General features: G+C 64.7%; 18 protein-coding genes. 6 read left to right on the top strand and 12 right to left on the bottom strand.

Features of this window, described 5'->3' with window-relative positions; translation table 11 throughout:
* Positions 1–2 precede the first annotated feature (2 nt).
* Both dnaE and AB5K84_RS22075 read right to left on the bottom strand, forming a co-directional pair.
* The gene (gene dnaE / locus AB5K84_RS22080) at positions 3–3,506 is read right to left on the bottom strand and encodes a DNA polymerase III subunit alpha (protein ID WP_011087634.1); all 3,504 of its coding nucleotides are present in this window, start codon (positions 3,504–3,506) and stop codon (positions 3–5) included.
* A 507-nt stretch (positions 3,507–4,013) separates the two neighbouring features.
* Positions 4,014–4,736, bottom strand: a complete 723-nt coding sequence (locus tag AB5K84_RS22075; RefSeq protein WP_028171744.1) for an outer membrane protein — start codon at positions 4,734–4,736, stop codon at positions 4,014–4,016.
* A 255-nt stretch (positions 4,737–4,991) separates the two neighbouring features.
* Between AB5K84_RS22075 and AB5K84_RS22070 the strand changes: the two genes are divergently transcribed.
* The 3 genes from AB5K84_RS22070 (at position 4,992) to AB5K84_RS22060 (ending at position 6,703) form a co-directional block, all read left to right on the top strand.
* Entirely contained in the window at positions 4,992–5,300 is a 309-nt protein-coding gene (locus AB5K84_RS22070; RefSeq protein ID WP_038967838.1) for a DUF3551 domain-containing protein, read from the top strand.
* A gap of 1 nt (position 5,301) precedes the next feature.
* On the top strand, positions 5,302–5,556 hold the full coding sequence (locus tag AB5K84_RS22065) for a DUF3551 domain-containing protein (protein ID WP_038967837.1): 255 nt from the start codon (positions 5,302–5,304) through the stop codon (positions 5,554–5,556).
* Between the two features lie 82 nt (positions 5,557–5,638).
* Entirely contained in the window at positions 5,639–6,703 is a 1,065-nt protein-coding gene (locus tag AB5K84_RS22060) for an IS630-like element ISRj1 family transposase (RefSeq protein ID WP_011084514.1), read from the top strand.
* Here the strand turns inward: AB5K84_RS22060 and AB5K84_RS22055 are convergent.
* Positions 6,690–7,508, bottom strand: coding sequence for a transglutaminase-like domain-containing protein (locus AB5K84_RS22055; RefSeq protein ID WP_011087636.1), 819 nt, complete (start codon positions 7,506–7,508; stop codon positions 6,690–6,692). The genes AB5K84_RS22060 and AB5K84_RS22055 overlap by 14 nt on opposite strands.
* A gap of 253 nt (positions 7,509–7,761) precedes the next feature.
* Here AB5K84_RS22055 and AB5K84_RS22050 point away from each other — a divergent pair, with 253 nt between their 5' ends.
* Positions 7,762–9,090 carry an MFS transporter gene (locus tag AB5K84_RS22050; RefSeq protein ID WP_038966287.1) on the top strand — a complete coding sequence of 443 codons (1,329 nt, stop codon included), beginning with the start codon at positions 7,762–7,764 and terminating at the stop codon, positions 9,088–9,090.
* Positions 9,091–9,118: 28 nt separating this feature from the next.
* Here the strand turns inward: AB5K84_RS22050 and map are convergent, their stop codons facing one another.
* Positions 9,119–9,868, bottom strand: coding sequence for a type I methionyl aminopeptidase (gene map / locus AB5K84_RS22045; protein ID WP_011087638.1), 750 nt, complete (start codon positions 9,866–9,868; stop codon positions 9,119–9,121).
* 218 nt (positions 9,869–10,086) lie between these two features.
* On the opposite strand from map, the gene AB5K84_RS22040 reads away from it, so the two are divergent.
* The gene (locus tag AB5K84_RS22040; RefSeq protein ID WP_038966288.1) at positions 10,087–11,343 is read left to right on the top strand and encodes a hypothetical protein; all 1,257 of its coding nucleotides are present in this window, start codon (positions 10,087–10,089) and stop codon (positions 11,341–11,343) included.
* 19 nt (positions 11,344–11,362) lie between these two features.
* Here AB5K84_RS22040 and AB5K84_RS22035 read toward each other — a convergent pair whose 3' ends face one another.
* On the bottom strand, positions 11,363–12,148 hold the full coding sequence (locus tag AB5K84_RS22035) for a helix-turn-helix transcriptional regulator (RefSeq protein ID WP_011087640.1): 786 nt from the start codon (positions 12,146–12,148) through the stop codon (positions 11,363–11,365).
* A gap of 109 nt (positions 12,149–12,257) precedes the next feature.
* On the opposite strand from AB5K84_RS22035, the gene AB5K84_RS22030 reads away from it, so the two are divergent.
* A complete protein-coding gene (locus AB5K84_RS22030) occupies positions 12,258–13,337 on the top strand; it encodes a zinc-binding dehydrogenase (RefSeq protein WP_038966295.1) in 1,080 nt (359 codons plus the stop codon).
* A 131-nt stretch (positions 13,338–13,468) separates the two neighbouring features.
* On the opposite strand, the gene AB5K84_RS22025 is transcribed toward AB5K84_RS22030, so the two are convergent.
* The 7 genes from AB5K84_RS22025 to AB5K84_RS21995 form a co-directional block, all read right to left on the bottom strand.
* Positions 13,469–14,173 carry an ABC transporter ATP-binding protein gene (locus tag AB5K84_RS22025; RefSeq protein ID WP_011087642.1) on the bottom strand — a complete coding sequence of 235 codons (705 nt, stop codon included), beginning with the start codon at positions 14,171–14,173 and terminating at the stop codon, positions 13,469–13,471.
* A 7-nt stretch (positions 14,174–14,180) separates the two neighbouring features.
* Entirely contained in the window at positions 14,181–15,461 is a 1,281-nt protein-coding gene (locus tag AB5K84_RS22020; protein WP_011087643.1) for a lipoprotein-releasing ABC transporter permease subunit, read from the bottom strand.
* 90 nt (positions 15,462–15,551) lie between these two features.
* Positions 15,552–16,871 carry a proline--tRNA ligase gene (proS, locus tag AB5K84_RS22015; protein ID WP_011087644.1) on the bottom strand — a complete coding sequence of 440 codons (1,320 nt, stop codon included), beginning with the start codon at positions 16,869–16,871 and terminating at the stop codon, positions 15,552–15,554.
* 152 nt (positions 16,872–17,023) lie between these two features.
* A complete protein-coding gene (locus AB5K84_RS22010) occupies positions 17,024–18,583 on the bottom strand; it encodes a copper resistance CopC/CopD family protein (RefSeq protein WP_038966289.1) in 1,560 nt (519 codons plus the stop codon).
* Positions 18,583–19,101, bottom strand: a complete 519-nt coding sequence (locus AB5K84_RS22005) for a YcnI family copper-binding membrane protein (RefSeq protein WP_038966290.1) — start codon at positions 19,099–19,101, stop codon at positions 18,583–18,585. Before AB5K84_RS22005 ends, AB5K84_RS22010 begins: the two co-directional genes overlap by 1 nt.
* Before the next feature lie 32 nt (positions 19,102–19,133).
* The gene (locus AB5K84_RS22000) at positions 19,134–19,655 is read right to left on the bottom strand and encodes a copper chaperone PCu(A)C (protein ID WP_011087647.1); all 522 of its coding nucleotides are present in this window, start codon (positions 19,653–19,655) and stop codon (positions 19,134–19,136) included.
* 40 nt (positions 19,656–19,695) lie between these two features.
* A complete protein-coding gene (locus AB5K84_RS21995; protein WP_162494110.1) occupies positions 19,696–22,164 on the bottom strand; it encodes a TonB-dependent receptor in 2,469 nt (822 codons plus the stop codon).
* Positions 22,165–22,235 lie beyond the last annotated feature (71 nt).

The following is a 22,235-nucleotide window of genomic DNA, read 5'->3' as shown; positions in this document are numbered from 1 at the left end:
CGTCAGAGCTGCTGCACGTCCACCACGCCCGCGACCGCCTTGATCGCGCCGGCGATCTGCGGCGAGACCTTGAAGCGGCCGGGCAGCTTCATCTCCACCTCGGTCTCGAGGTCGAGCATCATCACCAGCAAGACCTCGCCGTCGCCGTTGGAGCGCGGCGCAATCCCCGGGCTGCCGACCTTTGGCGCGGCGCCGTTCGAGGACGCCATCTCGGGGCCGGCGAGACGCTTGGCGATCGATTCCAGCGCCTTGGTGTCGCGCAGGAAGATGCGCAGGCCCTTCTGCGTCTTGGCCGCGGCATCGTCGAGCGGCTCGGCATGCAGCACGCGGGCGCGCACGTCTTCGCCCTGGAGCTCGGCGCCAAGCTGGAGCAGCACGGCCGCCCCCGGCTCGAGCACGTCGCGATATTGCGCAAGGCCTTCCGAGAACAGCACCGCCTCGAAGTGGCCCGTGGGATCGGAGAGCCCCATGATGCCCATCTTGTTGCCGGTCTTGGTGCGCCGTTCCATGCGCGAGACCACGGTGGCCGCGACCTTGCCGGCGGTGGCGCCGGTCTTCACCGCGCGCGAGAATTCCGCCCAGCTCTGCACCCGCAGGCGCTTCAGCACGGTGGCGTAATCGTCGAGCGGATGGCCGGACAGGAAGAAGCCGATCGCGTCGTATTCGCGGCGCAGCCGCTCGGCCGGCAGCCATGCCTCGATCTGCGGCAGCATGATGGTCGGCGCGTCCGCCGACATGCCGAACATGTCGTTCTGGCCGATGGTCGCGGCCTCATGCGCGCGCTGGCAGGCGGCGAGGATCGCGTCCGCGCCGGCGAAGACGCGCGCGCGGTTCGGCTCCAGCGTGTCGAAGGCGCCGGCGGCGGCGAGACTCTCGATGATGCGCTTGTTGATCGCACGCGGATTGACCCGCGCGGCGAAGTCGGCGAGCGAGGTGAACAGCCCGTTCTTGGTGCGCTCCTCGATGATCTGGTCGATCGCCTGGATGCCGACGCCCTTGAGCGCGGCGAGCGCGTAGTAGATGGTCTTCTCTCCGACCTCGAAGGTCGCACCCGACCGGTTGATGTTCGGCGGCTCGACCTTGATGCCGAGGCGCTGCGCCTCGGAGCGGAATTCGGAGAGCTTGTCGGTGTTGTTGAGATCGAGCGTCATCGACGCTGCGATGAACTCCACCGGATAATGCGCCTTCATGTAGGCGGTGTGGTAGGACACCAGCGCGTAAGCCGCCGCGTGGCTCTTGTTGAAGCCGTAGTCGGCGAACTTCGCCAGCAGCTCGAAGATGGTCTCGGCCTGCCCCTTCGGCACGCCGTTCTTCACCGCGCCGGCGACGAAGATGTCGCGCTGCTTGTCCATCTCGGCGCGGATCTTCTTGCCCATGGCGCGGCGCAGCAGGTCGGCGTCGCCGAGCGAATAGCCCGACATCACCTGCGCGATCTGCATCACCTGTTCCTGGTAGATGATGACGCCGAAGGTCTCCTTCAGGATCGGCTCCAGCACGGGATGCAGATATTCCGGCTCCTCGTCGCCGTGCTTGCGCGAGCAATAGGTCGGGATGTTCGCCATCGGGCCGGGGCGGTAGAGCGCCACCAGCGCGATGATGTCCTCGAAACGGTCGGGCCGCATGTCGACCAACGCGCGCCGCATGCCCTGGCTTTCAACCTGGAACACGCCGACCACCTCGCCGCGCGCCAGCATCTGGTAGCTTTCGGCATCGTCGATCGGCAGCGTCGCGAGATCGACATGGATGTCGCGCGGCTTGAGCAGCTTGCACGCGACGTCGAGCACGGTCAGCGTCTTCAGGCCGAGGAAGTCGAACTTGACGAGGCCCGCCGGCTCGACCCATTTCATGTTGAACTGGGTCACCGGCATGTCGGATTTGGGATCGCGGTAGAGCGGCACGAGCTCGCTCAGGGGGCGATCGCCGATCACGATGCCGGCGGCATGCGTCGAGGCGTGGCGCGTCAGGCCTTCGAGACGCTGGGCGATGTCGAAGGCGCGCGCCACCACCGGATCCTCGTCGCGGAACGCCTGGAGCTTCGGCTCGCTCTCGATCGCGGCGGCCAGCGTCACCGGCGCGGCCGGATTCTGCGGCACCAGTTTCGTCAGCTTGTCGACCTGGCCGTAAGGCATTTGCAGCACGCGGCCGACGTCGCGCAGCACGCCGCGCGCCTGCAGCGTACCGAAGGTGATGATCTGCGCGACCTGGTCGCGGCCGTAGCGCTGCTGCACGTACTGGATCACCTCGCCGCGGCGGTCCTGGCAGAAGTCGATGTCGAAGTCCGGCATCGAGACGCGTTCCGGGTTGAGGAAGCGCTCGAACAGCAGGCCGAACTTGATCGGGTCGAGATCGGTGATGGTCAGGGCCCAGGCGACCAGCGAGCCCGCGCCGGAGCCGCGGCCCGGCCCGACCGGAATGCCTTGCGACTTCGCCCATTTGATGAAGTCGGACACGATCAGGAAGTAGCCCGCGTACTTCATGCGCATGATGACGTCGAGCTCGAACGCCAGGCGCTTGCTGTAGTCCTCTTCCGTGGTGCCCTGCGACAGGCCGTGCACGCGCAGGCGGTTGGCGAGCCCCTCCTCCGCCTGCCGCTTCAACTCGGCGGCCTCGACCGCAGCGGCATCGGAGCTTGCGGCGGCGCCGACCGTGAAGAACGGCAGGATCGGCTTGCGCGTCATCGGGCGGAACGAGCAGCGCTCGGCGATCTCGACCGTCGAGGCCAGCGCCTCCGGAATGTCGGCGAACAGCACCGCCATCTCGGCGCGGGTCTTGAAGCGATGATCCGGCGTGAGCTGCACGCGATCGCTCTCGGCGATCAGCCGGCCGCCGGCGATACACAAAAGCGCATCGTGCGCCTCGTAATCGTCGGTCGCCGCGAAATATGGCTCGTTGGTCGCAACCAGCGGCAGCCCCTTGGCATAGGCGATGTCGATCAGGCCGCTTTCGACGCGCCGCTCCTTGTCGATGTTGTGTCGCTGCAACTCGATGTAGAGCCGGTCGCCGAACAGCGTGGCGAGACGCTCGCAGCGCGTCGCCGCGAGTTCGGCCATACCGCCGGCAAGCGCCAGCGAGATCGGCCCGTCAGGGCCGCCGGTGAGCGCAATCAGCCCCTCGGTCTCGCCGTCGAACCAGTCGAACTTGATGAACGGGGCATGGCTGTCGGGCGTCTCCAGGAACGCCCGCGAATTCAGCCGCATCAGGCTGCGATAGCCGCGCTCCTGCGCCGCCAGCAGCACCACGCGCGAGGGGCCAATGGCGTTGCGCGCGGTCGGATCCTGGTCGCCGAAGTCGATCGCGAGCTCGCAGCCGACGATCGGCTGGATGCCGGAGCCCGCCATCTTGTCGGAGAACTCCAGCGCACCGAACAGATTGTCGGTGTCGGTCAGCGCCAGGGCCGGCTGATGGTCCTTCTTGGCGAGCTCGGCGAGCTTGCCGATCTTGATCGAGCCCTTGAGCAGCGAATAGGCCGAGTGAACGTGAAGGTGGACAAATCCGGCGCTCGGCATGGTCGCGTGACGGCCTCTTGCAGATGGGATGGAACGGTCGCCGGCCCCAAGGGGATGCTGAGGGGATCATGGCGTATCCTGCACCCACCTCCCAGCCGCCTTTGCCGACTCGCCGCCCAATGGTGGGGCGTCGCCGCCGCAGAGTCCACGCCAGAGCGGCCGATCGGCCGCGTCGTCCCGCTTTTCCCCAGGCGCGCCGAGGAGTTCCCCAGCAACGGTTTTCCAAACCCTGGCCCTAGAGCTGCGGAATCACCTGCGCCCAGATTGCGATCATCCCGACGAACAGGGTGATCGATGCCAGTGCGGCGGCTTCTTCCACGAAAATCCTGAACATGGCCTGCTCCCTTGCTGGAACGTATGAAGAACATTGTTCTCATTTTGTTCTCAGGAGTCAAGCCGTCTGAACCGTCCCAAAAAGGAATGGTTAACTCACTGACTTCAAACAACAAAAAAGCCCCGGCCGATGGCCGGGGCTTTCGACAACCGCTCGAAGATGAGCGATTGGTATCAGTAGCGGCCGATGATCGGGCCACCGAACTTGTAGTTCAGGCGGACGAGGCCCATGTCGACGTCCTGACGGATGCGGTCGGTACCCGCGAGACCCGCGAAGGTGACGTCCTTGTCCTGCAGGAAGATGTGGTTGTACTCGACGCCAACCGACCAGTTCGGGGCGAAACCGTACTCGAGGCCGGCACCCACCGTGCCACCCCAACGGGTCTGGTCGTTCGACGACAGCAGCGCGCCCGAGGCCGTGCTGAAGACTTCGTACTTGGTGCCGGCCACAGCCGCACCGCCCTTGACGTAGATGAGCACGTTGTTCCAGGCATAGCCGACCTGACCGGTGATCAGACCGAACGAGTCGATCTTCGAACGGTTGCGAGTCGCGAACAGCGCGCTGACGTTGTCGCCCGAGAAGTCGGCCCAGTTGCCCTGGCCTTCCACGCCGAACACCCACTGGCCGGACTGCCAGCGATAGCCGATCTGGCCACCGACCGTGCCGCCGGTCGCATCGTGCGAACCTTCACGGCCACCGCCGACCAGATCCCAGGTCGAGTGCGCCGAACCGCCGCCGCCGTTGATGCCGATGTAGAAGCCGCTCCAGTCGTAGATCGCGGCGACCATCGCAGGCGCCTTGGTGTACGGCCGAGCCGCGAGATCAGCAGCCACCGCCGGTGCAGCCGCGCTCAGTGCGACGAGGCTCACAGCGGCCAGCAACAAATTCTTCTTCATTTGAATCCCGTTCCAGTTTTCTTCAGTAGGCCCCCGGGCCGTGGGCATGGTCATAACAGTGATCGGCGGAATTGCTGTAACCGCGACGCAACAGTTCGCTCCAAAGGGCCGCGCTTCATTAATGAAGATTTATCGGCGCGCGCTGGAAACCCTTTGAAACAAGAGTTTTCAGCAATTTCAATGTCGACTACACGAGATACACTGCGTACGCGCGTAACATCGTCGCGCGCACATTCGCGTGATTGGAGATTCGAGATGCGTGCATTATTCACCCTCCCCATTGTCGCCACATTTTCGCTCGCAATCGCCACATTCACGCTTGCGTTCATCGCGAGCACACCGGCGCGCGCGTTCGGAACCAGTCATGCGTTCTGCCTGACCGGCGATGAATGGCCGGGGCTGAGCAATTGCAGGTTCGACACCTACACGCAGTGTCAGGCGAGCGCATCGGGCCGCGCGCTGACCTGTATCGCGAACCCGTATTTCGGAGGGCAAAGCGATGATCCCTACGCGTATCAAAATCGTCCGCGCACGTTTGCGCCGGTTTCTTCCTGGCCGCGCTGAGATGCGCCGCGCTTGCCTCGCACTGGTTGCGTCCGGCACGCTGCTCGTCAGCGCGCCGGCGCGTGCGCAGACCTATGATCCCAGCCATCCCGTCTGCATGCAGATCTACGGCCAGGTGGGCTATTTCGACTGCCGCTACACCTCGCTCCAGCAGTGCAGATATCTCGCCGTCGGCCGCTCTGCGACATGCGTCGTGAACCCGTATTTCCCGCAGGAGCGGCCGAGGAGCCCTCGGAAGTCGAGCCGCGCCAATTAGGGCACGAACGAACGATCTATTGCCAGGGCGGCGCACCTAGTACCCACTTTTCTTGGAACGTGAGTCGTGATTCAAGGTCGGGATGATACCCGAAGCAAGAGAAGTCCACCTTTCGAGGAAAGATCGCAAGGTGCTTGAGGCGTGCTGTCGCTCACCGGTGACGTTGCAGCGCGATTTGAAGCGGGCGCGGATAGTTCTGTTGGCGGCGGATGGGCGCAGCACCCGGTCGATCGCCAAGGAAGTTGGGGTCCAGCCGCGGATTGTCAGCCTTTGGCGGCATCGCTATGCCGACCATGGCCTTGAAGGGCTGCAAGACAAGCCGCGGCCTGGCAAGCAGCCGATCTATACGAAGACGACCGACAAGCGGATTCTGAAGCTGCTGGATAAGCCGCCACCGCAAGGGTTTGCGCGCTGGACCGGCCCCCTGCTGGCCGAGGCGCTGGGCGATGTCGATGTCCAATATGTCTGGCGGTTCCTGCGCAGCCACAAGATTGACCTGGTGGCTCGCAAGTCCTGGTGCGAGAGCAACGACCCGAACTTTACGGCCAAAGCCGCCGATGTTGTCGGCCTCTATGTCGCGCCGCCGGCGAAGGCCATTGTGCTGTGCGTGGACGAGAAGCCCTCGATCCAGGCTTTGGAGCGAGCGCAGGGTTATCTGAAGTTGCCCAATGGCCGCGCCTTAACCGGCCAAAGCCACGATTACAAGCGGCATGGCACCACAACATTGTTTGCGGCGCTCGAAGTCGCCACCGGAAAGATCATCGCGACCCATTCAAAACGCCGGCGCCGCGTCGAGTTTCTCGATTTCATGAACAGCGTCACCGCGACTTTTCCGAACCGCAAGCTTCACGTCATCCTCGACAACCTCAACACCCATAAAAAGAACGAGGACTGGCTCAAGGCCCACCCCAACGTGCAATTTCATTTCACGCCGACAAGTGCGTCATGGCTCAATCAGGTCGAAGTATGGTTTTCCATCTTGCAGGGGCAGTCGCTCAGCGGCACCTCCTTCACGAGCCTCAAGCAGCTTCAGGAACACATCGATGCCTACGTCAACGCATACAACGACAGAGCCGAGCCCTTCGTCTGGACCAAGAAAAAGGTCCGTCAACGCCGTTTCAAAGGCCGCCGTATCACTCAGCTCTGATTCCGGGTACTAGTGACGGCGCGATCTCGATCGCGCCCGCCTCACCGCGCTGCGCGATGCCGTCACATTGCGACAGAGCTGCATCATCCAACGCGCGATGTGGTTCGCGCGCGGCGCGCCAATTATCCCATGCCGAGGTCTCGATCCCGGCGAGCGCGAGCAGATCGCGCGCGAGGTTGACGCGCGCAAAGAACAGACCGGTCGTCGTTCCGTGGCCAAGCTGCGCAGGATCGATGGCGCCGGTGCGGCATAGCTTCCATGCCTCGATGCCGGTGATGAACTCCGTACGAGGCACATCGATCGGCTCGAAATCGAACTTGAGGACATCGTGGTGCAATTCGTCGAGTTGAGCATCGACGAGGACCCAGCGTTGCTCATCCCGAGCCCAATATTCGCACACCCAATGATCGTCGTAGGGATTCCCGGCGAAGTACCTGCCGAAACCGCAGCGGACGCGGGCCGGCACGCCGTGATGGCGCAGAACACCACACAGCATCAATGAAAAGTCCCGGCACGTGCTCAAAACTCTCGCCTCGCCCGATCGGGCGACGGTCAGCGGCCTCTGGTCGATCGTCAGAAGTTGCTCCAGGCGCCGGGCCACAGGCAACGTGTCACGGCTTTGACCGGCGAAGGCCGCGGGGTTCAATCCCTGCCTCTCGATCCATGCTTCGTGGATCAGCAGGCCGTGCAGGGTGCGACACACGATTGCAACATCCGGCGGCAGGCCGCTGATCAACGCGGCGTAAGGACCGGGATCGGTGAGCGCGCTATGGCTGGCGTAGTCGGACGTCGCGGGTTCAATCATCGAGGCATTCCGGCAAGGATACGCAAATCCTATCAGCCTCCTGTTCCCGCACAACGACGTGATCTGCGTACCTGATGACCGTATGCGCGCGAGCGGTGGCACACCCAAATCGGGACACTGATATGCGGCCAGCCTTGCATCGCGTCTCCGGTGTTGACGCAGACCGCTCTCGGTTTAAGTACGACAGACAAATCTTGCAGGGGTGGCGACGTTCGCTGGGCTGGTTCCCGTTGACGCCACCAATGCAGGACACATGTCGATATCGCCTCAAGCGACCTCGCTCCGCGCGACCGCGGCCTCCGCGCCCCCTCACCTCGCCATCGTCCTGTTCTCGCTCGCGATGGGCGGCTTTGCGATCGGAACCACCGAATTCGCATCGATGAGCCTGCTGCCGTTCTTCGCCGCCGACCTTCGGGTCGACGAGCCGACCGCGGGACACGCGATCAGTGCCTACGCGCTCGGCGTGGTGCTGGGCGCACCGCTGATCGCCGTGCTTGGTGCGCGCTTCGCCCGGCGCACGCAGCTCCTGGCCCTGATGGCCGTGTTCGCGCTCGGCAATGCGCTCACCTCGCTTGCGCCGGGGTTTGGCTGGATGATCGCGGCCCGTTTTCTCGCAGGGCTGCCGCATGGCGCCTATTTCGGCATCGCCGCGCTGGTCGCAGCCTCGCTCGTTCCTCAACATCGCCGCTCGCGGGCGATCGGCCAGGTGATGCTCGGCCTGACTGGCGCCACGATCATCGGCGTGCCCCTGGCCAATCTGGTCGGCCAGACGGTCGGCTGGCGCGCCAGCTTCGGCCTCGTGTCGCTGCTGGCCCTGCTCACGGTCCTGCTTTGCGCCCTGTTCGCGCCGCGCGACCAGGCCGGCAGGTCGGACCCGCTGCGAGAGCTCGACGCCCTCAGAAGCGGCCGCGTCTGGATCACGCTGGCGATCGGCGCCATCGGCTTCGGCGGCATGTTCGCCGTCTATACCTACCTCGCAACGACATTGATCGAGGTCACCAAGGTCAGCCCCGCGGTGATTCCGTTCTTTCTCGCCGTGTTCGGCGTCGGCGCCACGCTCGGCAATCTGTTCGTGCCGCGCTTCGCGGACCGCGCCTTGATGCCGACGGCGGGCGTCATTCTCTTGTTCTCGGCGGTCGCGCTGCTGGTGTTTCCGCTTGCGGCCGGCAATCCCTGGCTGCTGGCGATCGACATCTTCGCGATCGGCGCCGGCGTCTCGCTCGGCGCCATCCTCCAGACCCGGCTGATGGACGTCGCGGGCGACGCGCAGGCGCTCGCCGCCGCGCTGAACCATTCGGCGTTCAACACCGCCAACGCGCTCGGCCCGTTCCTCGGCGGCCTTGCCATTCGCGAGGGGCTGGGCTGGACCTCCACCGGGCCCGTCGGCGCTGCACTCGCGCTTCTCGGCTTCCTGATCTGGATCGTCGCCTCTCGCGACGCCGGATCTGCGCCGGTCCAGATCACCTCAGAACTCGACGCTGCTCCGCTGAAGAACGCTGCCGCAAGACCGTCGCCACCGCTGGCGCCGGATGACCAGAGCCGTTCGGCTTCTCACAGGGATCCGGTGGCAGGTGACGCATGAGACGTCTCGGGCTCTGGCCTGGGCGGACTTAACCGGCCATCGTAACGATCAAAGGTCCGTGTCGAGTGGCGACGACGGTGTGCTCGTACTGCACGGTCGGCGCCTCGGGACTGCTGTAGAGCGTCCACGGATCATCGCCATTCTCTGCCCACTCGGCGGCCAAGGACAGGAACGGCTCGACGGTGAACACCAGGCCGTCGCTCATGATGCGGCGTTCGGAGGAATCGGGCCATGTTGCGATCTCTGTCGGCTCCTCATGGAGCGACAAGCCGACACCGTGACTGGCAAGGTTCCTGACAAGGCTGTAGCCGTTCTTCCGCGCAAAGGTCCCGATGGCTTGGCCGATGCCGGCGATCGGCTTGCCAGCCCCGACCTGCCGCAGGCCCGTCCACATGGCCCGCCGGCCATCCCTGCAAAGACGTTCGATCGCGCGGGTTACGGGCGGGACGGCGAACGAGGCTCCCGTATCCGCGAAGAGGCCGTTCTTCTCCGCTGAAACGTCGATGTTGACGAGGTCGCCACGCGCGATCCGTCGGTCACCGGGGATGCCATGAGCGATCTCCTCGTTCACGCTGATGCAGGTCGCCCCCGGGAAGGCATAGGCCAGCTCCGGAGCCGAACGTGCGCCGGCTGTCTCCAGGAATCTTCGTCCGATCTGGTCCAGCTCGGAGGTGGTCATGCCCGGTTCGAGCGCCTTCCCCATCGCCTCAAGGGTATTGGCGACGATGCGCCCGATCTCTTTCAGGCGCGTGAGGTCGTTGTCATCGGAGATTGTCATCTTGGGCGCTCTCGAAAGCCCGGACATAGCGCTTGCGAACTCGACTTGCAAACGTGCGAGCCCCGCGCGAATTCGTAGACCTCGCATGCGGAGCCGGATGAGGTTGCGTTCGTGGACGCAGAATAATCGGCGCTCCGACACGCCACCAAAGGTTGTGATCGCACCGATCTTCGGATAGCTTTCGCGTCTGTTTTCGCCGCGTGTGGTCCCGTCAGTTCATGCTCGCCCGTATTCTGCTCCTCGTGACCTTGCTGTCGATCCCGGGCGCTTTGCGTGCAGAAGGAACGCCGGCCGAGAAGGCCGGATTTGCATCCAGGCTGACGATCTATCTCGCCAAGGGAGCGCCCGACGCGTGCGGGCCGGGTTGCGACCGCTGGATTGCCATCGAGGGCCAGATCGATCAGGACGCCGCGCCGCGCATTCGCCGCTTCCTCGCCGGCGTCAAGGAGACGCAGCTTCCGATCTACCTTCATTCGCCCGGCGGCAACGTGGAGCAGTCCTACGTGATCGGGCGGTTGCTGCGCAGCCGCAAGGCAGTCGCCCGGGTTGGTCACACCACCGCGACCGCGTGCTCAGCGGGCACGCAGGTGGACGCCACCTGCCTGAAGGTGAAGAACGCGGGCGGCGAGGTCGAGGCAGAGCTCACCACGCGCAATGCGATGTGCAACTCGGCCTGCGGTTACCTGTTTCTCGGGGCGACATCCCGCGAGGTGGCGCCTGACGCGGCGCTGGCGGTCCATAACTCCAGGCTGGTCCTGCGCTTTCGTGGGGATCCGCCCCCGCAGGTGGTCGCCGAGGCGAGGCAGCGCCGCATAGCGAGCGCCGATCGCGACCGCACTGAGTTCATCGCGTCGATGGGGATCAGCCGTGAGCTCGACGCCCTCATCCGGACCGTGAAGTACGAGAACCTGCACGTGCTGACGCGCGCCGAGCTCTATCGTTTCGGAATCGACACCCGACCGCTTGCCGAGTCGATGTGGAAGCTGGAGAAGGAAGCGCGCCCGTTTGTCCGCAAGATCGCGGTCTTGAAGAAGGAGAACGGCGCTTCGTTCCGGATGATGGAGTGGCGCCTGTCTTGCGAAAGCAGGAAACGCGTGCCGCTGACGTTCGCGGGAGAAATCGACGAAGCAGCCACCGGCAAGAGCACGATCCTGGTGACGGCGGACGCCGGCACGGACAGGGAGGTCGGAGGGGCTCCGCTACGTTCCGGCAAGGTCGAGATCTGGCGCGGCAGCATCGACCCCGACATGGTCAAGGCGATCCTGGCGTCCCGCTCCCTGCATGTCCGCGAAACCATTTCGATGCCGGACGACAAGACGGACATGACGAAATTCGACATCGACTTGACGGGCCTGGCGTCGGTGTGGACACAGCTCAAATCATCCTGCGCTCTGTCGACGCTCAACCCGATAAGCCCTTGGCCAGCCACGCTGCCGAACGCCGGCACGACGCCTCCGGCCACGCCGTCGCCGTGAGCTCAGGCCTCGCGATGCATCAGCCTCTGCCCGTCACCGGCGTGTAGATCACGAGCTTCAGTGCGGGATCGTCATTGGCCTGGAAGCTGGTGTGCTCGAAATGCAGCACGCCGAGGGTCGGATGCGACATGGTCTTGAGGCCCGACGACGTGCTGCGGATCTCGTGGGCTTCCCACCATTTGACGAATTCCGGGCTGCCCTGCCGCAGCCGCGTCAGCAGTTCGGCGAACGCGGGATCGCCGGCCCAGACGTCGTGAGTGGCCCGGAACATCGCCACCATGCGCTTGGCCACGTCCGCCCAGCCCGCGCCGTAAGCCTTTCGCGTCTGCTTGTTGGTCATCACGAGGAGCAGCGTGTTGCGATCCTCCTCAGGCAATCGCCCAAACGCAAACACCTGCTCCGCGGCGGCGTTCCAGGCCAGCACGTCCCAGCGCCGTCCGACAATGTAGGCCGGCTGATTCAGGCTCTCGATCATCCGCAGGATCGGCGGCGGCACGATTTCGCGCGTGAAGGCGCGCTTGTCGCCGTCGCGCGCCAGCGCCTTCAGATGCGCATGCTCGGTCTTGCTGAGCCGTAGCGCGCGGGCCAGCGCGTCGACGGTGGTCACCGACGGGCTGACGGTGCGGCCCTGTTCGAGGCGAATGTACCAGTCGACACCGATGCCGGCGAGCTGGGCGACCTCCTCGCGGCGCAGGCCCGCGGTGCGCCGCCGCCTGCCCGCCGGGAGCCCGACGGTCTTCGGCGACAGCTTTTCGCGGCGGGACCTCAGGAAATCGCCGAATTCGACGCGGCGTGGGTCGGCCATGATGTCGCTCCCGCGATGGAGGGTCTAAAGGATACTAGGATAATACCAGGCCTTCTTGTCCCCTCCAAGGCGGCGCATATGAGTTTCACCCCACTTTGAGGTGAACATCATGAAAGCCGCCGTACTCAAATCCTTCGGAACGCCGCTGGTGATCGAGAATGCCCCCGAACCGGTGCTCGGCACCGGCGAGGTCATCGTCGACGTCGTCACCACGCGCGTGCTGTCCTACATGAACGAAGTCTTCAGCGGCGAACGCAACTATGCACTCGATTTGCCGATCATCCCGGGCCCGGGCGGCATCGGCCGGGTGCGCGCGATCGGCCCGGACGCAACGAAGCTCAAGATCGGCGACTGGGTGTTCTGCGACCCGACGGTGCGTTCGCGCGACGACGCGATCGCGCCCGACATCGCCCTGCAGGGATTAACGGCCGCCGGCGCCGGCGGCATGCTTCTGCAAAAGCATTTTCGCCATGGCTCGTTTGCCGAGCAAATGCGGGTGCCGACCGAGAACGTCAAACGCCTTGGCGCGATCACGTCCGAGGAAGCCGCACAATGGTGCGCGCTGGGGACACTGCTGGTGCCCTATGGCGGCCTCCTCGCCGCCAACCTGCAAGCAGGCGAAACCGTGCTGGTGAGTGGCGCCACCGGCAATTTCGGCAGCGCCGCCGTCTCTGTCGCGCTCGCGATGGGCGCAGCCTGCGTGGTCACGCCCGGGCGCAACGAGACGATTCTGGCCGACCTCGTCCGCCGTTTCGGCAGCCGTGTGAAGCCGGTCAAGCTCACAGGTAACGAGGACGACGACCGCGAGGCGATGAAGCGCGCCGCGCCGGGGCCGATCGACTGCGTGTTCGACATCATGCCGCCCTCGGTGAGTCCGACTGTGGTGCGCGCGGCGGTCATGACGGTGCGCGCCTATGGCCGCGTCGTGCTGATGGGCGGCGTCGGCATGGCCGGCGGCGCGGGCCTCGAGCTGCCCTACCCCTGGATCATGCGCAACTGCATCACCATCCACGGCGTCTGGATGTACCCGCCGGATGCGGCCAGCCGCCTGATCGCGCTGGTGCGATCAGGACTCCTGCGGCTTGACGAGTACAAGACGACGGCGTTCGACCTCGATCACGTCAATGAGGCGGTGGCACACGCCGCGGCCAATGGCGGGCCGTTCAGATTGACGGTGATCCGGCCGTAGAGCGCCATACACCGGGGCGATGCGCCGTCGCTGCCGTTTTGCTTGACCTGTCAAAGGGCTGCAAGGCGTCACCCCGATCGTAGCCGGCCAGGGCCGGCTACTGTGCATGGGGTTGTTTTCGCAGTTTTTTGTTATTCGAGCTCGACCACCTGGCCGTCCGACAGCGAGACCCGCCGGTCCATGCGGCCGGCGAGCTCCATGTTGTGGGTCGCGATTAGCATCGAGACCCGCGTCGCCTTGACGAGCTGCATCAGGGCCTGGAACACGTGGTCCGCCGTGTGCGGATCGAGGTTACCGGTCGGCTCGTCCGCAAACAGCACGCGCGGCGCATTCGCCACCGCGCGCGCGATCGCGACGCGCTGCTGCTCGCCGCCCGACAGCTCCGCCGGGCGATGGGTGATGCGGTCGCCGAGGCCGAGATAGCCCAGGATCTCCTTGGCGCGCTTGACGCTCTCGGACTTCTTCAGGCCGCGGATCATCTGCGGCAGCATGACGTTCTCCAGCGCCGAGAACTCCGGCAGCAGCCGGTGCGACTGGTAGACGAAGCCGATGTCGGTGCGGCGAAGCTGCGTGCGCTCGATGTCCGGAAGTTGCGAGGTCGGCGCGCCATTGACGTAGACCTCGCCGGAATCGGGCGCCTCCAGCAGCCCCGCGATGTGCAGCAGCGTCGACTTGCCCGAGCCCGACGGCGCCACCAGCGCGACCGACTGTCCGGCCCACAGCGCAAGCTTGGCGCCGTCCAGGATCGTCAGCGGTACCTCGCCCTGCAAGTACTGCCGCTTTATCTCGTGGAGATAAATGACCGGAACATCCTCAGCCCCCTGTTGCTGCTCCATCAGCCCCTCACTCGTACCGGAGCGCTTCGACGGGATCGAGGCGCGCGGCGCGCCACGACGGGTACAGCGTCGCCAGGAACGACAGCGTCAGCGCCATGATGACGACGGCCGTGGTCTCGCCGACGTCGATCTCGGCGGGCAGCTTCGACAGGAAATAGAGCTCCGGCGAGAACAGCTCGGTGCTGGTGAGCCAGGACAGGAATTGCCTGATGGATTCGATGTTGAGGCAGATCACGAGGCCGACGAAGAAGCCGACCAGCGTGCCGACCACGCCGATCGAGGCGCCCGTGATCAGGAAGATGCGCATGATCGAGCCTTGCGAGGCGCCCATGGTGCGCAGGATGGCGATGTCGCTGCCCTTGTCCTTCACCAGCATGATCAGGCCGGACACGATGTTGAGCGCCGCGACCAGCACGATCATGGTCAGGATCAGGAACATCACGTTGCGCTCGACCTGGAGCGCGTTGAAGAAGGTCGAGTTGCGCTGCCGCCAGTCGACCAGGAACACCGGCCGCGCCGCGGCTTCCGTCACCGCCTTGTTAAAGGCGACGATGCGATCGGGATTGGTGGTGAACACCTCGATCGAGGTGACGTCGTTGCTGCGGTTGAAATAGGCTTGCGCCTCCGCCAGCGGCATGAACACGAAGCCGAGATCGTATTCGGACATGCCGATCTCGAACACGGCGACGATCTTGTACGGCTTGATGCGCGGCGTCGTGCCCATCGGCGTCACCGCGCCCTTCGGCGCCACCAGCGTGATGCTGTCGCCGGCGTGCAGCGAGAGCTGGTCGGCGAGGCGCCGCCCGATCGCGACGCCCTGCCCGTCGTCGAAGCCTTCGAGCGAGCCCTGCTTGATGTTCTTGGCAATCGAGGTGAGGTTGTTGAGGTCGTCGGAGCGGATGCCGCGCACCAGCACGCCCGAGGCGTTCCACGGCGAGGACGCCAGCGCCTGGCCGTCCACCACCGGCGCGGCAAGCCGGATGCCCTGGACCTGGCTGATGCGGTCGGCGACGTCCTTCCAGTCTGTCAGCGGCGATTCCAACGGCTGGACCAGGATGTGACCGTTCAGCCCCAGGATCTTGTCGAGCAGTTCCTTGCGGAAGCCGTTCATCACCGCCATCACGATGATCAGCGTCGCCACGCCCAGCATGATGCCGAGGAAGGAGAACCCGGCGATGACCGAGATGAATCCCTCCTTACGGCGCGCCCGCAAGTAGCGCGCCGACAGCATCCACTCGAATGGCGCAAAAGGCGCGGTTTGCACGGTTTCGGTCATGGTTTCATCCATCGCTCGATAATCCCATGATTCGGGGTCAATTGTGGCCGGATTGGCGGCCGCGATATCGCGCGATGAACAATATTCAGCCGACCAGGCTTATCAGCCCACAAGTCTTGCGACCGCGTCCGCTGGCGACATGGTCTCGCGTGAGCCGTCGCTGCGCCGCTTGAGCTCGACCTTGCCGTCGGCGAGCCCCTTCGGCCCGATCATGATCTGCCAGGGAATGCCGATCAGGTCGGCGGCGGCGAATTTGGCGCCGGCACGCTGGTCGGTGTCGTCATAGAGCACGTCGACGCCCTTGGCCTGGAGCTCCGCATAGAGCTTCTCGCAGGCCGCATCCACCGCGGCATCGCCCTGCTTGAGGTTCAGCACCACCGCGCGGAACGGGGCGACGGCTTCCGGCCATTTGATGCCGGCGTCGTCATGGCAGGCCTCGATGATGGCGCCGAGCAGACGCGAGACGCCGACACCGTAGGAGCCGCCATGGATCGGCACGTCGACACCGTCGGGGCCGGCCACCATCGCCTTCATCGGCTCGGAATACTTCGTGCCGAAATAGAAGATCTGGCCGACCTCGATGCCGCGGGTGTTGAGCCGCTTGGCTTCCGGCACTTCCTGCTCGAAACGTGCGGCGTCGTGCACGTCCTCGGTCGCAGCGTAGACCGACGTCCATTGCTTGATGATCGGCGTGAGGTCGCTCTCATAGTCGACGTCCTCGCCCGGCACCGGCAGGTCCAGCACGTCGCGATTGATGAACACGCCGGATTCGCCGGTTTCGGCGAGCACAATGAATTCGTGGCTGAGATCGCCGCCGATCGGCCCGGTCTCGGCGCGCATCGGGATCGCCTTCAGCCCCATCCGCGCGAAGGTGCGCAGATATGCGACGAACATCTTGTTGTAGGCGACGCGCGCCGCCGCCTCGTTGAGATCGAAGGAATAGGCGTCCTTCATCAGGAATTCGCGGCCGCGCATCACGCCGAAGCGCGGACGCTGCTCGTCGCGGAATTTCCATTGGATATGATAGAGATTCAGCGGCAGGTTCTTGTAGGACTTCACATAGGCGCGGAAGATCTCGGTGATCATTTCCTCGTTGGTCGGCCCGTACAGCAGCTCGCGCTTGTGGCGATCGGCGATGCGCAGCATCTCCGGACCGTAGGCGTCGTAGCGGCCGCTCTCGCGCCAGAGGTCGGCGAGCTGGAGCGTCGGCATCAGAAGTTCCAGTGCGCCTGAGCGGTCCTGCTCCTCGCGCACGATCTGCTCGATCTTCTTCAGCACGCGGAAGCCGAGCGGCAGCCAGGCATAGATGCCGGCCGCCTCCTGCCGGATCATGCCGGCGCGCAGCATGAGCCGATGCGAGACGATCTCCGCCTCTTTCGGATTTTCCTTCAGGATGGGCAGAAAGAACCGCGACAACCGCATGGCAACACTCGGGGAATCAGTGAGGGGTTGCAGTGAAACCGGATTGGGAGCGAAAACACAAGACCGGGAATGAGGAAAAGCCGCTAACACGGCGGGATTCCTTGTCAATTTTCCGTCGACTTCAGGTTCTGCTTGAGCCGCAGCGGCGCCCCTTACGGCGTCACCTCAAGCTCGTCCTCGAGCGTGATCTTCTCGAAGTCGGTCACCAGCGCACCGATCCGCACATGCCAGCGGCCGGCAAAGGGCAGCTCGACCTTGCGCACATGCCAATAGCCATCCGGCCCGAGCGAGGCGTCCCGCTCCATCGGCTCGATACCGCGCTCGGGCAGGCTCAGGGTCAGCGTCACCTCCTTGGCCGCCAGCGGCGCCGCTTCACCGGTCATGAGCTGGAGCACGAAGTCATCGACACCGGCCTTGCCCGGCGAAACCAGGACCTGGAACATCGCCTTGTCGGTATGGATGTGGACCACCAAGGGCGTCTCCGGAACGATGGTCCGCGGCGGCGGCGTGAAGCGCCAGCCGGCGACAACGGCAAGGATCGCGAGTGCAATCGCGCCTTCCAGCAGGATCGAGCGCTTGAGCGCGGGCGTTCCTTTCTCGCCCCGGGCGAGGGCCGGCGTCAGCCGGAACCGATTCAGCGCGGCGAGCGCCAGCAATCCTGTGACCAACGCAAGCTTGGTCGAGAGAATCAGTCCGTAGCGGGTCTCGACCAGCGCTGCCGGCTTTTCGAGCTGAACGATCGCGAGTGCGAGGCCGGTCAAGGCCAGCACGCCGACCGCCAGCGCAGCGATGCGCGAAAAGCGGTTCACGACGGGAAGAGTCGCGATCGTCGGCTTCGACACCAGCGCGATGAGCGGCGCGAGAGCACCGATCCAGATGCTGACGCCGAGGCCGTGGAGAAAGATCGCCGGCCGGGTCAACGCCTCAGGCGGCGCCGTTGCAGCGTGCCCCGTCATCGCGAGCGACAGGCCGACGCCGACGAGCGCGATGCTCGCAAGAGCACGCGCATACCAAGCGCTGCGCAACGCCATCAAGGCAAGCAGCATCGCGCCAATGGCAACCAGCAGCGCGGGGCCGGCGCTGGTCGCGAATGCGACCTTCCAGGGAGCAGCCGTCGAGAGAGCCGCTGGCGGCAGCCCGAGGAGATCGAGGCCCAGCGCGCCAAGGGACGCCGTGGCACTCGGAATACCGATGGCGAGCGCTACGCGCGGAACGGTCATCCCGATCATCGACCACGCGATCCAGCGCGCAAAGAACACGCCGCCGACGCCGACGAACAGCCCGAGATAGAGACCGACCCGCGCCAGCCAGATCAGCGCGTTCAGCCCGCTATCCGTAGAGGTCGGAGGCTTCGTCGCCGTCGGCGTGCCAATCGAAAAGACCACCGATCCCGAGACGGGATGGCCGTCCTGCGAGATCACGCGATAGCTGACCACCGCCGTTCCCTGCGGCAGGTCCGGCGGCAGCGCGACCGAGATTGTCTCGCCCGATGCGCTGACGCTTGCGTCGTCCCGCGCCCTGCCCGCGCCGTCGATCAGCAGAATCGCGCCCGGCGTCACCGCCTCGTTGAAGCGCAGCTCCACCGCCTTCGGCGCCGTTTTCAGGATGCTGCCACTCGCCGGCTCGACCGAGACGAGCGCGGCATGCGCCGACGCGCCGGTCGCGAAGCCGACAATCAGGAGCAGCGTCGCGAGCGCGGCGAGAACGCGCATCAGGGTTTGGGCAACAGCTTTACACCAGGCGCGGGCGACTTGCCCTCGTGCGAATGCCCTGCCCCTTCCGCCGGAATTTCGATCCAGCGGCTGACGCCGGCCTCGCACTCCTGGACGACGGGGAAGTACAGGGTCGTGTTCGGCTTGAGCTTGTCGGTCAGCACCGTGTGCATGACGAACTCGTCATAATTCTTGTCCGGCAGCTTGCCGCCGGACCACGACACCTCCTTGACGCCCGAGGCGAGCTTGTTGCCGTGATAGTCGTACTCGCTGGCATATTGGCCCTCGACGACATCGACGCTCCAGCCCGCCTTCGGCATCGGCTTCACCGCGATCACCCCTTCGGGGATCTGGACGCGGATCTTCACCGTGGGCGAGCCCCCGCAGCCGTGCGGCACGGCGAAGACGGCCTTGTACGACGCCCCCACACTCGCCTGCTTGCCCTCGAGGAAGACGTGCGCATTTGCCGGCGCTGCCGCAAGCACGCCGAGAAGGATCAGCCAGGTTCGCTTCGACATATTCGGTCTCCCGAAGGTCCTGATCATGCTCGTCACATCTTCATTCCCGAATGGTCCGGCATTTCCTTCATCATGTGCCCGCCGTCGCCGGGCGCCTGCGCGCCGACGCCCTGCACGTCCAGGGAAACGGCGACCTTGCCGGCCTTCTCGAACTGAAGCGTCACCGGCACCTTGTCGCCCTGCTTGAACGGCCCCTTCAGCTCCTGGAGCATCAAATGATAGCCGCCGGGCGCGAACTTCACGGTCTTGCCCGGCTCGATCACGAGCCCCTTGTCCAGCTGGCGCATCTTCATCACGCCATTGTCCATCGCCATCTCGTGGACCTCTGCCTTGCCGGCGATATCGGCGGAAACGCTGACCAGCTTGTCCGCCACCGTGCCCTTGTTCTCGATGGTGAGATAGCCGCCCGCGACCTTGGCGCCGCCCGGCGTCGCCCGGCTCCACGCCTGCGAGATGACGAGATCGCCGGCCTTGACGTCGTCGGCCGACGCGGGTGCGGCGAACACGACGGCCGAGAGCGCCGCCAGTGCGAAGATGCGTGAGAGCTTGTTCATGTCGTTACCTTTCTTGTCGTCGTTAACATCGCCCCACCCTTCAGAACGTGTACTTGCCGGCGAGAACGAAGGTTCGCCCCGGGAACGGATGGAACAGGAAGTACTGCTCGTTGAAGAGATTATCGATGCCGAAGTCGAACGCGAAATTCTTCGTCGCGTTATAGTGCATCTTCAAGTCCACAACGAAAAAGTTATCGAACGCGCCGTAAACGTGGGAGATGCGATCGGTGTTGTCCAGCGTCGAGTACTGCTTGCCGCTGTAGCGGGCCGCGACCGTATAGGCCCAATTCTCATTCGGCCTGTAGGTGACACCGAACTTGGCGCGCCAGTCGGGCACGTAAGGCACGCGCTTGCCGACGACGGTGGTCGCGCCCTTCCAGCTCGGGTCGGAGATGATCCGCGAGTCGACGTAGGTCACGCTACCAAACACCTGCAAGCCCGCGATGAGAACGTTATCCTTGTCGGCAGACAATTCTACGCCCTGCATCCGGATCGCGGCGACGTTGCTGATCGCTGTCTGCACAGACTGCGCCCCACTTGCGTCGGTCACCGTGGTCGACTGTGAGATCAGTGCATTGTTGGTCCGCTCGCCGAATACCGTGAGCCGCACCCGACCATCCACCCAGCGCCGCTCAAGATTGAGCTCGCCGGTGAAATCCTGCTCCGGCGACAGCAGCGGATTGGCAAGATAGGTGACGCCGTTGACGGTGATGTTCTGATAGAGTTCGGTGACCGTCGGATAGCGGTACGCCTCACCGAAATTCGCCGTGATATTCCAGTCCTTGTTCGGATCGAACGACAGCGACGCCTTCGGCGAGAAGTTGGTCGAGGACAGCCCCGGTTGCCATGTCGGCACAACGGACGTGATGACACCGGCGCTGGTGGCCATGGTGTTGAGATTGAAGCCTTCAACTGCCTGCCAGCTCTCCAGCCGTCCGCCGAGTGTCAACTTGACAGTCGGGATGATCTTCCAGGCGTCCTGCACCCACAAAGCCCCAGTGCGCGTCTCGCCGACGCCGGTCGAATAGAGCTGGCCGTTGCCCGTCGATGGCGTGTTATACCAGACGCTCGAAGCATAGACCGGGTTTTCGAGCCGGTACCGGTCGCCGTGGATGCCAAAGCTGACCTCGTGCGCGCCGTCATAGCCCAGCGGACGCCAGATGCCCTTGGCGTCGGCGTTCTGCCAGTTGGTGCCATCCATCCGCGTCACCTTGCCGTTCAGGGAATAGCCAAGGCCCGGCGACGGCGAGACCGTATAGGGACTGACCTGGATGTCCTGGAGATAGTTGTAGCTCGAGGCCGCGAGGTCGAAGTCGAAGACACCCTTGGTATCGCTTTTGAGCGAGACGGCATTGCTCACATGGATCTGATCCCAGGTGTATTTGCTGTTGGCAAAGCTGCTGACGCCCCCGAAAGTCGGCAGACCCGTCACAGTCGACCTCAGATAGGTCTGCGGATCGGAGGTCTGGTGATTGTTCCAGATGCCGAACGAGTACGTCGCCTGCACCAGCGGCGTGATGTCGTAGGCGAGCCGCAGATTGCCCGAGGTCTGCTGCGAATGCGCCAGCGCGCCGGTGCCGACGACATTGGCGACACCACCTGCCTTGTTCTGGGCGGCGATCGTTCCCGTCGTGCCGGCAGGTCCCACCCCAAGCGTGGTGCCGAAGGTTGTGTAGCTCAACGGTTGCTGAAAACTGTCGAGGTAATTGGCGCTGACAAGCCAGGACAGCGCGCCGTCGCGATTACCCGCGGCCGCACTGGTCTGACTGGTCACGTAGGTGTCCTTGGTGCCGTACTGATTCCACGGCATCACCGAGACCGTTTCCTTGGCGACCGCAAACGGCTTGTCCGGCATTTTTGACGTGATCAGCAGCACGCCGCCAATCGAATTGCCGGGATAGGCGGCCGCGAACGGACCGTTGAGGTAATCGACCCGCCCGATCGCTTCCGGCGAGATCAGGTTCCATCTTGGCGAGGAGTTCGTGTTGTTGTTGCCGATCAGCGCCGAGATGAGGAGGTCATCGTAGTAGACCAGCGTGCGCGCACTGGAGTTCAGCCCCCAGCTTCGCGTCGCGAGCACCGCCTGATTGTCGCCGTCGTTCCGCTTTCGCACGAACAGGCTCGGCATGTATTTGACGGCGTCCTCGGGGTCCTTGAGGTTGATCGTCTCATCGACCTCCTTCGCCGTGACGCTGAAGGAGCGCTGCGGCAATTGATAGCGCGCCACGGCGGCCGGCGGATCCAGCGACGCTCGGGCGCTGGCCGCTCCCTGCTCGCTGGCAACAGCAGGAGCCGCGCGCTCGCCGGCGGGCTTTGCCGACCGGTTCCTGGCGGCAGCCGTATTAGCGGCCGGCTTGCGTGGCTTGGGCTTCACTGCAGCGGGCGCGTCGACGGTCACCGGCGGCAGCACTGCGCTGCTGCTTTGGGCGAAGGCTCCGCTCGACGACGCAAGCAGCGCGGCCTGAACGGCAACGACGCTCACGCCACGGCGGGCATGGCAACGTAACATGAGGCATTCCTGACGCCGGCTTTCTTCCCGGCTGTTCGACAGCATCAGTCGCCAGCGGACGGACCGCGGCG

The sequence above is a fragment of the Bradyrhizobium sp. 1200_D9_N1_1 genome, from assembly GCF_052075915.1.
GTDB classification, from domain to species: domain Bacteria; phylum Pseudomonadota; class Alphaproteobacteria; order Rhizobiales; family Xanthobacteraceae; genus Bradyrhizobium; species Bradyrhizobium diazoefficiens.
This window is presented reverse-complemented; position numbering and strand designations above follow the sequence as displayed.

Coding starts and splice junctions, on each gene's coding strand:
- AB5K84_RS22010 (WP_038966289.1), bottom strand. CDS start 18,583: ATGCGCGTTCTCGCCGCGCTCGCGACGCTGCTCCTGATTGTCGGCTTC.
- AB5K84_RS22000 (WP_011087647.1), bottom strand. CDS start 19,655: ATGAACAAGCTCTCACGCATCTTCGCACTGGCGGCGCTCTCGGCCGTC.
- AB5K84_RS22025 (WP_011087642.1), bottom strand. CDS start 14,173: ATGGAGCAGCAACAGGGGGCTGAGGATGTTCCGGTCATTTATCTCCAC.
- AB5K84_RS22075 (WP_028171744.1), bottom strand. CDS start 4,736: ATGAAGAAGAATTTGTTGCTGGCCGCTGTGAGCCTCGTCGCACTGAGC.
- AB5K84_RS22040 (WP_038966288.1), top strand. CDS start 10,087: ATGCTCGCCCGTATTCTGCTCCTCGTGACCTTGCTGTCGATCCCGGGC.
- map (WP_011087638.1), bottom strand. CDS start 9,868: ATGACAATCTCCGATGACAACGACCTCACGCGCCTGAAAGAGATCGGG.
- AB5K84_RS22035 (WP_011087640.1), bottom strand. CDS start 12,148: ATGGCCGACCCACGCCGCGTCGAATTCGGCGATTTCCTGAGGTCCCGC.
- AB5K84_RS22050 (WP_038966287.1), top strand. CDS start 7,762: ATGTCGATATCGCCTCAAGCGACCTCGCTCCGCGCGACCGCGGCCTCC.
- AB5K84_RS22065 (WP_038967837.1), top strand. CDS start 5,302: ATGCGCCGCGCTTGCCTCGCACTGGTTGCGTCCGGCACGCTGCTCGTC.
- AB5K84_RS22055 (WP_011087636.1), bottom strand. CDS start 7,508: ATGATTGAACCCGCGACGTCCGACTACGCCAGCCATAGCGCGCTCACC.
- AB5K84_RS22070 (WP_038967838.1), top strand. CDS start 4,992: ATGCGTGCATTATTCACCCTCCCCATTGTCGCCACATTTTCGCTCGCA.
- AB5K84_RS22060 (WP_011084514.1), top strand. CDS start 5,639: ATGATACCCGAAGCAAGAGAAGTCCACCTTTCGAGGAAAGATCGCAAG.
- AB5K84_RS21995 (WP_162494110.1), bottom strand. CDS start 22,164: ATGTTACGTTGCCATGCCCGCCGTGGCGTGAGCGTCGTTGCCGTTCAG.
- AB5K84_RS22030 (WP_038966295.1), top strand. CDS start 12,258: ATGAAAGCCGCCGTACTCAAATCCTTCGGAACGCCGCTGGTGATCGAG.
- AB5K84_RS22020 (WP_011087643.1), bottom strand. CDS start 15,461: ATGGATGAAACCATGACCGAAACCGTGCAAACCGCGCCTTTTGCGCCA.
- proS (WP_011087644.1), bottom strand. CDS start 16,871: ATGCGGTTGTCGCGGTTCTTTCTGCCCATCCTGAAGGAAAATCCGAAA.
- AB5K84_RS22005 (WP_038966290.1), bottom strand. CDS start 19,101: ATGTCGAAGCGAACCTGGCTGATCCTTCTCGGCGTGCTTGCGGCAGCG.
- dnaE (WP_011087634.1), bottom strand. CDS start 3,506: ATGCCGAGCGCCGGATTTGTCCACCTTCACGTTCACTCGGCCTATTCG.